General features: G+C 74.0%; 12 protein-coding genes and 1 pseudogene. 3 read left to right on the top strand and 10 right to left on the bottom strand.

Annotated features, from left to right (window positions below; all coding sequences use genetic code 11):
- Positions 1-596, top strand: a 596-nt coding sequence (locus tag C1I97_RS18890) for a hypothetical protein (protein ID WP_220040841.1), incomplete at its 5' end; no start/stop codon positions are given.
- A 49-nt stretch (positions 597-645) separates the two neighbouring features.
- Here C1I97_RS18890 and C1I97_RS42490 read toward each other — a convergent pair.
- The 3 genes from C1I97_RS42490 to C1I97_RS18875 form a co-directional block, all read right to left on the bottom strand.
- Entirely contained in the window at positions 646-774 is a 129-nt protein-coding gene (locus C1I97_RS42490) for a hypothetical protein (RefSeq protein WP_309147808.1), read from the bottom strand.
- A gap of 226 nt (positions 775-1,000) precedes the next feature.
- Complete coding sequence (locus C1I97_RS18880) at positions 1,001-2,392, bottom strand: MFS transporter (RefSeq protein ID WP_309147807.1); 1,392 nt, start codon at positions 2,390-2,392, stop codon at positions 1,001-1,003.
- 229 nt (positions 2,393-2,621) lie between these two features.
- Positions 2,622-3,797: a carboxylate-amine ligase gene (locus tag C1I97_RS18875; RefSeq protein WP_111004388.1), complete on the bottom strand. Its 1,176-nt coding sequence runs from the start codon at positions 3,795-3,797 to the stop codon at positions 2,622-2,624.
- A 481-nt stretch (positions 3,798-4,278) separates the two neighbouring features.
- Here C1I97_RS18875 and C1I97_RS18870 point away from each other — a divergent pair, with 481 nt between their 5' ends.
- Together C1I97_RS18870 and C1I97_RS18865 are read left to right on the top strand one after the other, a co-directional pair.
- On the top strand, positions 4,279-4,701 hold the full coding sequence (locus tag C1I97_RS18870; protein ID WP_111004387.1) for an Hsp20/alpha crystallin family protein: 423 nt from the start codon (positions 4,279-4,281) through the stop codon (positions 4,699-4,701).
- A 144-nt stretch (positions 4,702-4,845) separates the two neighbouring features.
- A complete protein-coding gene (locus C1I97_RS18865) occupies positions 4,846-5,082 on the top strand; it encodes a DUF2945 domain-containing protein (RefSeq protein WP_111004386.1) in 237 nt (78 codons plus the stop codon).
- 33 nt (positions 5,083-5,115) lie between these two features.
- Here C1I97_RS18865 and C1I97_RS18860 read toward each other — a convergent pair whose 3' ends face one another.
- The 7 genes and pseudogenes from C1I97_RS18860 to C1I97_RS39975 form a co-directional block, all read right to left on the bottom strand.
- Positions 5,116-6,861 carry a SpoIIE family protein phosphatase gene (locus C1I97_RS18860; RefSeq protein ID WP_111004391.1) on the bottom strand — a complete coding sequence of 582 codons (1,746 nt, stop codon included), beginning with the start codon at positions 6,859-6,861 and terminating at the stop codon, positions 5,116-5,118.
- Between the two features lie 201 nt (positions 6,862-7,062).
- Entirely contained in the window at positions 7,063-7,752 is a 690-nt protein-coding gene (locus C1I97_RS18855; protein ID WP_111004385.1) for a nitroreductase family protein, read from the bottom strand.
- On the bottom strand, positions 7,749-8,648 hold the full coding sequence (locus C1I97_RS18850; protein WP_111004384.1) for a hypothetical protein: 900 nt from the start codon (positions 8,646-8,648) through the stop codon (positions 7,749-7,751). The genes C1I97_RS18855 and C1I97_RS18850 overlap by 4 nt, the downstream gene beginning before the upstream one ends.
- Entirely contained in the window at positions 8,645-9,649 is a 1,005-nt protein-coding gene (locus tag C1I97_RS18845) for a ScbA/BarX family gamma-butyrolactone biosynthesis protein (protein WP_111004383.1), read from the bottom strand. The genes C1I97_RS18850 and C1I97_RS18845 overlap by 4 nt, the downstream gene beginning before the upstream one ends.
- Before the next feature lie 15 nt (positions 9,650-9,664).
- Positions 9,665-10,612, bottom strand: coding sequence for a nucleoside-diphosphate kinase (locus tag C1I97_RS18840; protein ID WP_111004382.1), 948 nt, complete (start codon positions 10,610-10,612; stop codon positions 9,665-9,667).
- Entirely contained in the window at positions 10,609-11,697 is a 1,089-nt protein-coding gene (locus C1I97_RS18835) for an SDR family oxidoreductase (RefSeq protein ID WP_111004381.1), read from the bottom strand. Before C1I97_RS18835 ends, C1I97_RS18840 begins: the two co-directional genes overlap by 4 nt.
- Positions 11,694-12,561 (bottom strand): annotated as a pseudogene (locus C1I97_RS39975) (hypothetical protein); the annotation flags it as partial. The gene C1I97_RS18835 and the pseudogene C1I97_RS39975, both read right to left, overlap by 4 nt.

The raw sequence follows: 12,561 nt of genomic DNA, 5'->3' as shown, positions 1-12,561 counted from the left end.
CCCCCACCCCGCCGACCGAGCCCGTGGTGCGCACCGAGCGCCCAAGGCGCCGTCAGGTGACCTTGGTGGCGACCGCTGTCCTCTCGGCGCTGCTCGCCGCCGCGACCACCGGCCTCGCGGTCAGTCACCAGGACGACGCGGCCGAGCGGCTCCCGTCCACTCGGCACGGCGCCACGGAATCCGCCCTGTGGCGCAGCCTGCCGGAGGCGCGGTCCGCTCCCGGCCGGCCCGCGGACGCCACCGACCCGATCCAGACCGGCTGCGGCTCACCCGACGTCGTGGCCCGCGTCATCACGTTCGACGAGGTTCCGGTGCGCCTGCCGGGCGGCATGGACTTCGGCCGGCTCCTGCTGCGCCACCAGCCGAGCTGCCGCACCAGCTGGGGACTGGTCAAGGGGCCGCACAACGCCCAGCGCCGCGTCCACATCAGTGTCCGCCGCCCCGCGGACCACGTCGTCGTGACGAGTTCCTTCGCGGGTGAGAGCGTGGACAGTTACGGCCAGCAGCTGTCCACGGTCAAGGGGTGCGTCTACGTGGAGGCCTTCGTCGAGACACCGGAGGGCCGCGGCTCGACGGCGCACATGCGCTGCGCGTGACGGGGTCCCGCCGCGCTCCGACCGCACACGTGCGGGACCGGCACGGCGGTCACGCGGTCCGCGCCTGCTCTCGGCGGGACCAGTCGTCGAATGCCGCGGCGAGCGGTTCGACGACCTCCCGCTCCAGCCAGGCGCGCCGCTGGGCGTCGAACCGCCGGGGCACGGCCTCCACCCGCATGATCAGGTGGAGGTAGGCCCGGTAGAGGGCCAGACGTGTGCGGGCGGACGCGTCGAAGGTTACCGTGCCGCCCGCCGAGCTCCCGGCAGTCGGCCACCTCGTCCCACGGGACGCCCGCGGCGGCCAGCGCCTCGGTGAGGCGGGCCCGTCGGTGCTCGTGTGCGTGCTCCATGCGGATGGCCGCTCCCATCGGGTCGTCGTCGCCGAGCCTTTCCAACTCTGCTGATTATCCTGACAGTTGGCCAGAGGGGAGCTTCGCCGGTACGCACCGCCACGCGATCCCCGCGGCGGTCAGGTAGGCGAGGGCGCCGATGGCCATGCCGGTGCGCAGGCCGGTGGTGTAGTCGTTGTTCGTGGCGAGCAGGCTGCCTCCGAGCGCCACGCCGGTGGCGCTGCCGACCTGGCGGGTGGTGTTGAACAGGGCGGAGGCGGTTCCCCGGTACGCCGGGGGCGGAGCGGCCATCACGGTGGTGGTCGAGCCGGTGAGGGCGAAGGAGGTGCCGAACCCCGCGGCCATCATCGGAGCCACCAGCAGCGGGTAGGGGGCGTCGGCTCCCACCGCGGCCCAGCCTGCCAGGCCCAGGGCGGCCAGGAGCATGCCGGAGACCACCAGCGGACGGTCACCGGTGCGGCGGGCCAGCCGGCCGGACAGGACGGAGGCGAACATGGTCATCGCCACCGCCGGGAACAGTGCCGCCCCGGTCTCGAGGGCGCTGAGGCCGCGTCGGCGCTGGAAGTCCAGGCTGGCGATGAACACCATCCCGTAGAAGCCGAAGTTGAACAGCAGGCCGACGATAGCGGGGCCGCTCATCGTGGGCGAGCGCAGCATGCTCAGGGGAAGGGCGGGGAACCGGGCCAGCTTCTCGCGCGCCGTGAACGCCGCGACGGCCACCGCGGCCAGACCCAGCCCCGCCAGGACGGCGGGGTCCGACCAGCCGCGCCGGCCGGCTTCGTTGAGCGCGGCGGTCAGCAGGGCCACCGCCGCCACGACCGCGCACTGCGCCGGCCAGTCCAGGGCACGGGCGGCCTGCCGGGGTGAGCGGGTCACGTGTCGCAGGGTCAGCAGCAGGCACGCCACGCCCACGGGCAGGTTGAGGAGGAAGACCCACCGCCAGCCCACCGTGGAGACCAGCAGCCCGCCCAGCAGCGGCCCCGCGGAAGCGGCGATGCCCGCCATCGAGCCCCACAGCCCGAAGGCCCGCGAGCGTGCGGCCGGCGCCGGGTAGGCCTGCTGGAGCAGGGCCAGGGAGCCGGGCACGATCAGCGCCGCGCCGAGCCCTTCCACCAGCCGGGCCACCACGAGGACGGGGGCGCTCGGCGCGAACGCGCACGCCGCCGAGGACACGGTGAACACCGCCACGCCCCAGCAGAAGACCCGTCGGTTGCCCAGCCGGTCGCCCAGCGCGCCGCCGGTCATCAGGAACCCGGCGAAGACCAGCGTGTAGCCGTCCGTGATCCACTGGATGCCGGTGAGCGAGGCCGACAGTTCCCGGCCGATCACCGGCACGGCGACGTTGATGATCGTCACGTCCAGGATCACCATGAAATATCCGGCGCACGCCGCCAGCAGCGGGGCCGTGCGGGCCGTGCGGGCCGTTCCAGGAGTCGCGAACGCCACGTCCCCCACTCCATCCCGTCCACGGAAGCCCTACGCAAAGTGCATGATAGGGGACACATGCCCCCCGCTTTGCGCATCCTCCTCGCCCTGCCGACCGTCGCGGCCCAGGGCGGCGGAGTGCCGACCGTCGCGACCCTGGGCGGCGGAGAGCCCCCTGCACGCCTCAGGCCGCGGGGAGCGCGCAGAAGAAGGCCCCCTGCGTCGCCCGTCCGGAACGGCGGGATCCCGCCTACGCCGTGGTGCCGCCGAAGGTCCGCAGGGGAACGGCTCCGCCGGTGCGCGGGAAGGCCGCCGGCCGCTCTTCCGGGGCGCCGCCGATGTCGGTGAAGGCCAGCAGACCGTTGACCGCGTCGAGTCCGCCGGCGCGCAGTGCCTGGCGCTGCAGGTCCGCGCCCGTGCCCTCCCGCAGCAGGCGGTGCACGACGGCGGTCACCTCCCGCAGGTCGCCGGCTGTTTCCAGCGCGGAGCCCACGTGTTCCAGCAGCCCGCCCACTACGTCACCGGCGCGGCGACGGCGCCCCTGAGCGTCGATCAGGTCGCTACCGAGCCCGTGCCGGGCCGCCTGCCACATCGCCGCCTTCATCAGCTCCGGAGCGCACCGAGGTACGCGGATGCCGGCGGCCGCCTCGCGCATCGCGGTCTCCGCCAGGGCACGGACCAGGCCGGCCAGCATGACGGCGTCGCTGGCGCGCAGCTGCACGTCCATGCAGCGGATCTCCACCGTGGGATAGCGCTCCGACAGCCGGGCCTGCCAGTACAGCTGGCCGGTGTCGGTGATCACGCGGGTGGACAGCAGCCGCCGGACCCGCAGGTCGTAGTCCTCCTCGTCGGCGAAGTGCGGGGGTATGCCGCTGACCGGCCACCGGTCGAAGATCACGGTGCGCCAGCTGGCGAATCCGGTGTCGTGCCCCTTCCAGAGCGGCGAGTTCGCCGACATCGCCGTGAGCGTCGGCAGCCACGCGCGGATCCGGTTCAGCACCTCCACCCCCACCTGCCGGCCGGGCACGGCCACATGCACGTGCATGCCGCAGACCATCTGCTCGGCCACCAGCTGCGGAGCCTGCCGCTGCATCGCCCGGTAGCGGGCGTGGTCGGTGACCGGCACCGGCGGCCCCTGATGGGTGGGCGGAGTCCCGCTCGCCACGAGCCGGCAGCCGTGGGCCTCCGCCGCACCCGCCACGGCGTGCCTCAGGCGCAGCAGGTGCCCGCCGACCTCACCCAGCGAGGCACACACCGGAGTGGCCACCTCGACCTGCGCCTGCAGCAGCTCCGGCTGCACCTCCCCGGCAGCGACGAAAGGCTGCAGGCCGGCCGTGGCGCGCACCTTGTCCTCCCGCGCGGCCGGCAAGCCCGTAGCCGCATCGACCAGCAGGTATTCCTCCTCGACGCCGACGGTCGTCGCCATCAGGGCTCTTCCCTTCACCGCTCACTCCCGGAGCGGAGCCGGACGGAAACCGGTCACCGGGTACAACACCGCCCCGCCTGACGGCGATGAGGCGCACGTGCCGGGCAGCAGCCGGTCGAAACCTCTCGTGGGGCACTGGCGGTCACCTCAGTATGGGCGCCCGGCGGGAGACCGCGCACCGCGCGGGGAAAACACCGCGCCACCCTCCCGGCCCGCGGGCCGGGCAGCCGGGCCGGCGCGCCGCCCCGTCCCCTCCTGTACGTCACGTCGCGGCCGTCCTTCGCGTCACGGCCGTGCTCGAGGAGTTCGTCCGGTTCACGCGGACGGACTTGCCGAACCCGGGATTGAGTCGGGTCGTGTCAACTTAATCGAGCCTCTCTTGCCAAAGTTGTCTGCTGTCAGCTACATGACATACGCGAACTCCTGTCGGGTCGGCAGGCAGACCCGACAGACTTCAAGGACCGAAAGGAGACGTCGGACCATGGCGGTGCGCGACGACATGCCGCGTGACCTCGATCGCCTGACGGGCCGGCCGGTGCCCACCGCACCCGCGGCCGGGGCCCTCATCCCGGCGGACGCCTGGCGCGACGACGAGGCGTTCTACCTCCAGTTCGACCTGCCCGGCGTGGACCGGGCCGGCATCGACCTGACCATCGAGCGCGGCAGACTGACCCTGACGGCCGAAAGGCCCTCACCGATTCCCGCGCACGCGCACGCGGTACTGACCGAACGCCTCACGGGCCGCTTCACCCGCTGTCTGGAACTGTCCGACGCCCTGGACACCGACGCGATCGAGGCCCATCACGACAACGGCGTGCTCACCCTGCGGATCCCCTTCTCGGCCCATGCCAAGCCCCGCAAGATCCCCATCAGCGGAGGCGGGCGCAAGCAGCTGACCGCCTGATCCGGCCGAGCCGTTTCCCGGTCGGCGGCCTGCACACCGGGCCGGGTCCACCTGCCCGGCGAAGAGGCGAAGATGCGGGCCGCCGCCGGATCCAGCAGTGTGAGAGGGGTGCGCGTCCGCACCGTTCCCGGAAGGAGGACCGCCATGGCGAAGAACACCTCCCGGAAGAACCGGAAGAAGGAGCCGTCCGAGGGCGACGAGGTGGCGTGGCGCAGCCACGGCAGTGAGACGACGGGAACCGTCGAGAAGAAGATCACCGAGCGGACGGAGGCCGCGGGCCGCGCCGTGGACGCCTCGCCCGCAGAGCCGCAGTACGAGGTACGCAGCGACAAGTCCGGCCGCTCGGCCGTGCACAAGCCGTCGGCCCTGAAGAAGAAGTAGCCGCCGGCCGCGGGGGTGCCCGGCCGCACCGGTCTACCGGGCGCCGTAGGGACGGAGGAGCTTCGCGTCGGCGAGGGACGCGGCCGGGGGGATGCGCACGGCCAGGAGGGCCACGTCGTCGTCGTTGTCGGGCGGGCGGGCCCGCGCGAGCAGCTGGTCGGTGAAGGACTCCAGGGGGCGGTGGGCCAGGGAGGCGGCGTGCCGGTTCAGCCGGCGCAGCCCGTCGTCGATGGACTTGCCGGGGGATTCGATCAGTCCGTCGGTGTACAGCAGGAGGGTCGAGCCGGGAGGCAGGACCGTGGTCGCGTCGGCGCGGGCCTGGTCGGGGACGACGCCCAGGAGCAGGCCGTGGCCCTCGGTGAGGTAGCGGGCCACGCCGTCGTGGGTGATCAGCAGGGGCGGCGGATGGCCGGCGTTGGTCCAGGACAGTTCGCACCGCCCGTCGTCGGTCACCGTCGCCCGGGCGAAGACGAGGGTGGCCATGGACACTTCGGCGATGCGCACGGACGCCTGGTCCAGCTGTTGGACGATCTCGCTGGGCGGTCGCTGCTGCGACCAGGCGTAGGCGCGGAGCATGTTGCGCAGCTGTGCCATGCCGGACGCGGCGTCCAGGTCGTGGCCGACGACGTCCCCGATGGCCAGAGCCATGGCACCGTCGGTCAGGGTGAAGGCGTCGTACCAGTCGCCACCGACGTCGGAGGCATCCGGCGCGGGAAGATACCTGGCGGTCATCTCCAGCCCCAGCCCGTGCGGCAGCTGAGGCAGCAGGTGCCGTTGCATGGTCTCTGCGACCGTGCGCTGCCGCTGGTAGAGGCGTGCGTTGTCCAGAGCCAGACCGGCACGGCGTGTGATGTCCTCCAGCAGCGTGATGTCGGCCGCGGTGAACGGCTCCGGCTGTGCGGAACGTCCCAGCGTCAGGGCTCCGAGGACTTCCCGCAGACCGCGGATGGGCGCGATGGCGGCCGAGTGCATCCCTGTCTCCTCGAACAGGCGGCGTTGTTCGACGGCGATGCCCGAGTCCGGCGGCCCGTGGTACGTCTCCGGTCCGGCCAGCGCGGACGCCACGCCCCGCAGGGCCCGGGACAGGGGCATGGGCGACTCCTCCGGTACCGGCGGCATCGGCCCCTGGAGGTCTTCCCGGTAGGTCAGGGCGCCGTCGTCCATGTGGGCGACGGTGACGCGTCGTACCTCGTCGTGTTCGGTGATCAGGTCGATCACGACCCAGTCCGCCAGGCGGGGGGCCACCAGGCGGACCAGTCTGCGCAGCGCCTCCTCGACGTCCAGGGTCGAGGTCAGCCGGGACGTGGTCTCGGCCAGCAGCGCCAGCCGCTCCAGCTCCGAGAGCCGTGCGCCGGGCCGCTCGGGCCGCTCTGCGGCGCCGTCGGAGTGGAGGAGTACGAGCGAGGCGAACCGGTCGCCGAGGTCGCACGGCGCAACCGTCCATGCGACCCGCAGCAAGGACCCGTCACCGCGTTCGAACCACTCCTCCGCCTTCTGCGCCGTGCGGCCGGCATGGATGGCCTCCCGCATCGAGCACTGGGTCCTCGGCATCCGCTCCCCGTGCCGGCCGCGGTGCAGCAGGTCGTGTGCGTCCCGGCCCAGCAGCTGTGCGGCGGGCCGGGCCAGCAGTTGTTGTGCCCGGACGTTGGCCCCGACGATGCATCCCTGTTCGTCCGTGACGTACGCGGCGCACCGCAAGGCGTCCAGTACGCTCGCAAGCGCCTCACGGACATCGCCCGACGGCCGTCCGCCTGTGCGGTGCACCCCCGGCGGATCCATCACACGCCTGCCACCTCCCACCGCGGCAACGGCCGCTTCCTCCACCTTCGTCACAGAGTTCCCCGGCCGGCGGTGGTGACGCCTCCGCCGACGGGCCGGCCCGCCCGGGCGGGCGCCCTGTGCAGAAGTGCGGGAAGCGAAGGCGCCGCGTGGCCACGAGCTGTTCAGGAACAAGCAGGACGGCTGCGGAAAAGGTGGTGCTCATCCCCTGAGGCGGCCCTGGCGGCCGTCGCCGGTGACGCCTCCCCGGTCGCCCTGCCAGCCGTCGTGGTGCAGGACCTCCTCCAGCGGCCGTCGCGGCCCGGGACGGAAGGCAGTGCGCAAGGGGTACGCGGTCGGCAGCAGCGCGCCCTGGCGGACGGTGGGCGGCAGGCCGAGCAGGTCGGCGGCCTCCTGCTCGCGGTCCAGGTGGACGGCCGTCCAGGCGGTGACCAGGCCGCGGCTGCGGGCGGCCAGCGCATAGCTCCAGGCGGCGGGCAGCAGGGACGCCCACAGGCCGGCCTGGTTGCCCAGCGGCAGCCGGCCGCCGGGCAGTTGGAGGCAGGGGACGACCAGGACGGGTACGCGGTGCAACCGCTCGGCCAGCCGCCGGGCGCCGGTGAGCGCCGAGCGGGCCGTCCCGGGCAGTTCGTCCAGTCGCCGCAGGGCGGCGGCGTTGCGGTCGTGGAACGCCGCCCGGTACACCTCGGCGAGGCCGGCGCGGAGCTTCGGGTCGGTCAGCAGGAGCCAGCGCCAGTTCTGGCGGTTGTTGCCGTTGGGTGCCTGAAGGGCGATGCGCAGGCAGTCCTTGACGAGCTCCGGGTCCACCTTCCGATCGAGGTCCAGGCCGTTGCGTACGGTGCGTGTGGTGGTGAGCAACTCCTCGCAGGTCAGGGGTTGTCCGGTGGTCACGGCAGCACCGACGCCCGCGCGATCAGGGCGAGGTGGGTGCCCGCGACGAAGCCCGTCGCGGCCGGCAGCGGCCAGCCGCCGCGGCGCGCCCGCAGGAACCGCCGCAGGCCCCAGGCCGGCAGCGCCGCCGTCAGGCAGGGCAGCAGCCCGGCCGGGCCGTCCGGAAGGAACAGGGCGATCTGGCAGCAGACCGCCCCCGCCGCCAGGGCCGCCGTGACCGCCGCGCTGCGCCGCGGGCCGAGGCCGGCCGAGTACAGGCGCGCGCCGGGCGGTGCCTCCCAGGCCGTCTTGCGGGCGAACTCGAAGTGCAGGAACACACAGGCGCACAGCGTCAGCAGCACGCCTGCGCGCCAGTCGGCCGGGACGGTCCCGTCGGCGGCCAGTGTCCCGTACACGTAGATCCCGAGCAGCACCTGCACCGGGTAGGTGACCGCGAGGTTGAGCAGCTGCCGGTCGCGTACCGTCGCCGACAGGCGTTCCAGGGCGGCGAGCAGCAGTGCGTAGCCGAGGGCCGACAGGATCAGCAGGACGGCCGCCGGGGACAGGGCGGCGTTCAGGCCCGTGAGGAGGGCGGTCAGGGCGGCCATGGCGCCGCGCAGTTCGGCGGCGGTGATCGCACCGGTGACCAGCGGCCGGTCCGGGTGGTGCACGCGGTCGTGGTCGAGGTCCTTCTGCTCGTCCAGCATCCGCAGGAACAGCAGGGCCAGGACGACGCTCAGCACCCGCACCCAGGTGGCTCCCGTCGGCCGCCAGGCCGTGCCGGTCAGCGACACCGCGGAGGCCTCCAGGGCCAGCGCCCACAGCAGTCCGTAGGCGGCGTGGGTCCGGAGCGGGAACATGCGGAGGACAAAGCGGGCCAGCCGGGCGGGCACGTGGGTCACGAGGACGGTACTCACGTCAGGGCCGTCCCCCTGCTCCCCGGCATGCGGCCCGGTGCCGCGCCCGCGGCGCCGGCCGGGTCGGCCGTGTCCCGGTCGGCGAAGCCGATGCGGGCCTCGGCCACCGGGGCGCCGAGCTGGTGCAGAGCGCACTCGACGGCCGCGCCGGGCAGCACCGGGGCGGTGCTGCACACCAGGGGCAGATCCATCTCGGCGAAGCGGTGGAACCGCGCGGACAGGCCGGCCGGCAGTGCCGTGGGCGTGCGCAGCGTGCCCGCGGCCACGGCGGCGGTCAGGGCCAGTTGCCGGCATGCCTCCAGCTCCAGCATGCCGGGCACGTGGTCGACCCAGTGGTCGTACAGCGTCGGGTGCGTGGTCCGGGCGACCAGGCGGGCCGCGCTCCCGCCGTCGCCCGTGGTGCGCGGCGGGGAGATGACCACGTTGGCGGGGTCGCGGCGGCCCACCAGAGCGGCGTCGGCGTGGGGGCCGGGCAGCGCGACGGGGCGGCCGGGCAGGCCGAGCGCGCCGCGCTGCCCGGCCCGCAGCCGCGCCCAGTCCCGCGGTCGCGTCCAGGAGTAGTCGATGCGGGCGGACATCGCGGGGTGCCCGCGGATGGTCACGCCGAAGGCCAGCCGCAGTCCCGTCATCCCGGACCGGCTACGGAGCCGTTCTTCGATCCGGGCGGCGATGACGGCCTCGGTGGGGGTGCTCCCGGGCACCAGGGCGGTCAGGTCGAGCACGTCCGACTCGACCGCGCGCAGCAGGAACTTGTGGCCCGGCGGTACGCCGAGGCAGCGGTGGGCCACGACGAAGATGGCCTGCCGGCACGCCTCCAGCAGCATGAAGGGGTCGTGGTGGGTACGGGGGGCGAGGGTGTCGTCGTGGAAGGCGTGCAGGCGGGGAAGCTGCGCGGCGAGCAGCACCTCGTCCTCGCTCCGGCGCTCGGCGTCGGTCAGGAAGACCTCGGCGACCGCGGCCCGGTGGACCAGTTCCCTCGGGAGTGTCCTGGCGAACTGCATGGGGGTGTTCCTCCTTCAGAGGGCCGTGGCGCCGAGGGCGGTCAGATGGCGGCGCCACGTTTCGGCGTCGGCTCCGTCCAGCACCGGGGCGCGGCCGGGCTGCCGCATGGGGAGCACCTTGGAGCCGACGACGACGGTGTCCCAGGGGTCCAGGTCGGCTCCCTGGTCCCAGGCCGACTCCAGGAGCCGGCGCGGGTCGGCGGCGGTGTCGGGGCCGTGACGGTGCGACAGGGCCCGGCGCAGCCGTTCGAGGGCGGGTTCGAAGTCGAGTGCGCGGGGCTCGGTGGCGGCGTAGAGCCGGCCGGTCAGCTCCAGGGCGTGTGCGGTGCGGTCCTCGCCCGCCAGGGCTGACCGGAAGAGGCGGTCGCGTTCGGTGTCGTCGAAGTGGACGGCCAGCTCCCGCAGTACGTCGGCCGGTTCGTCGGGGGTGTGCACCAGGTTGAGCAGGTAGCTGTAGCGGCCGAGGAGGTGGCGGAGCTGGCCGGGAGCCCGTGCGTCCGGGTCGGTGGGGCCCTTGAGCCGGGTGAGTTCCACCGAGGCGGGGACGTCGAGGGCGTGGCCGGGGCGGACGACGAGGACGAGGGCGTCGGCGTCCTGGAGGAAGAGCGCGGCGAGCCGCCTGCGGTGGGGGGTGGCGAGGTTCCACTGGAAGTACCACAGGGCACGGATCATGGTGCGGGTCAGGCGGGTGACCGCCGCGCCGACGATCCGGAAGTCCCGTTCGGCCAGCCACTCGACGGCCGCCTCCAGCCTGCGCGCCACCACGGCGTCCGGCTTCAGCAGCAGCGCGGCGTGGTGCCGGGCGAAGCCGGGGACGTCGCCGGTGAGAGCGGCGAGGTGTTCGTGGGCCTCCTGGTAGTAGGTGTCCGCGCCGTACAGGCGCTGCTTGGCGGGGTGGCAGGTGAGCAGGGGCGGCACCGCGATGCCGTACTCGGGCCCGGGGTGGTCGGGGTGGTGCGTCACTGGGCGCTCCCGTGGGTTCGGCGGGCGGCCGGCTCCTCGGGCGGGGGCGTGCCGAGGTAGCCGACCCGGAGGCAGTGGTCGAGGAGGCGGCGCAGGTGGGTCCGTCCGCGCGTGGGCGTCCGGCTGCCGCCGAAGGCGGTGGCACGCGTGTCGTCGAAGTGGACGCGCCGGCGGAAGTAGGTGTCGTAGAGGGCGATGACGCGGTCGTGGTAGGGGCGTTCGCGGTCGGGCAGGGCCGATGCGGAGAACGCGGACGGGGGGACGAACCTCGGCACCCGGAAGGACGGGTACTCGGCGAGGACGTCGGAGAAGTCCCGCAGGGTCAGCTCGTGGCCGACGGCGTGCAGGGTGCGGCCCTCGGCGTCGGCGAAGCGGAGGGCGGCCTCGGCCACCAGGCCGGCGACGTGGTCGACCGGGACCAGGTCGAGTACGGCGTCGTAGTGGCCGGGGGCGCTGCGCACCAGTCCCCTGGTGAAGACCTTGAGCACCGGATAGATGGTCCTGAAGTCGCGGACGCGGCCGGTGCGGGCGGCGCCGGTGACGATGCTCGGGCGGACCACGGTGACCGGCAGGCCCTGTGCGGCGGCCTCGCGGACCAGGGTCTCCGCGGTCAGTTTGCTCCGCTCGTAGCCGTTGCCGGGGCGTTGGCCCACGTCGAGTTCGTCCTCGTAGGCGGTGCCGTCGCGTTCTCCGCAGACGTAGGCGGTGCTGACGTGCACGAGCGGGGTGCGGCCGGTGCGGGCGAGGTCGAGGACGTGGCGGGTGCCCAAGACGTTGACGCTGTCGTAGCGCTCCTCGGGCAGTCCGAAGCCGGTGACGGCGGCGCAGTGCACGATCCGGTCGGCGGTCCGGGCGAGACGCCGGCCGTCGTCGGTGAGTCCGAGGCCGGGGCGGGTGATGTCTCCGGTGACCGGGACGAGGGTGCCGGGTCCGGGGGTGAGCTCTCTGCCGTTGTTGCGCACGAGGTGGGTCCTGCTGTGCAGCAGGGCCAGCACGGTGTGGCCCGCGGCGGTGAGCCGGGCGGTCACCTCCGCGCCCACCAGGCCGCCGGCGCCGGTGACCAGCACCGTCATCGCGTCGGTCATCGGCCGGTCCTCCCGGGGGCCGGGTGCCGTCCGCTCCGGTGGGGCCGGGTGCCGTGGCCGGCGAGGAGGTCGCGGGCCTCCTCGATGGGCAGTTCCGCGTCCAGGTGGGCTCCGATGCGCAGCCAGTCGTGGCCGAGTTCCAGGGTGGCCCGCCAGGCGTCGGGGGAGTCGAAGCAGGAGGGGAAGGCGTCGGTGCCCGCGGCGTCGCGCACCAGTGCGACGAAGGCGCGCAGGTCGGCGAGGGCCGCCTCGCCGCAGCCGGGTGAGTCGACGGTGCGGCGCAGCAGGTGTCCGGCGCGGGTGCGGATCGGCCCGGTGGCCGGTGGCAGCAGGTCCATCCGGTGGACGAGGTCGCAGTCGGCGGGCAGCGGGTGGACGCCGTAGGAACTGAACAGGGCGCGCAGCGCGGCGTGCACGGCACGTCGGGCGGTGAGTTCGGCGACCGGCCACTGTCCTTGCCGAAGAGCGCCGGTGAGGTCCTCTACGGCGTTCTCGACGACGACGTTGGACCACACCAGGGCCATGGTGGCGGCGGCGAACCGGTCGGCGGGCAGGGGTACCAGATCGACGGCGTCGGGGCCGCTGACGGCCGCGCCGGCCACCGACAGCGGCGGCTGCGCGGTGGAGGGCGGTGGGGTGACGGGGCCTGGTGGCGCGGCGAGCGGCAGCGACGCGGTGACGGTGCCGCCGCCCTTCCACGCCAGCCGGATCAGCCCGTAGCGCCAGAAAGCGGCCAGCAGCGGGCCGGGGGTGGTGCCGCCGGTGTGCTCGGCGGCGGCGAGCACCCGGGGCAGCGACCGGCCCGGGACGAGACCGCGCCAGACGGCTCCGGCGCGGTCGCCGAGGGCGAACACCTCGCGGCGC

The sequence above is a fragment of the Streptomyces sp. NTH33 genome (assembly GCF_003236365.1).
Classification (GTDB): Bacteria; Actinomycetota; Actinomycetes; order Streptomycetales; family Streptomycetaceae; genus Streptomyces.
Note: the sequence above shows the minus strand (reverse complement) of the source record. Positions and strands in the feature narration are given on the sequence as shown.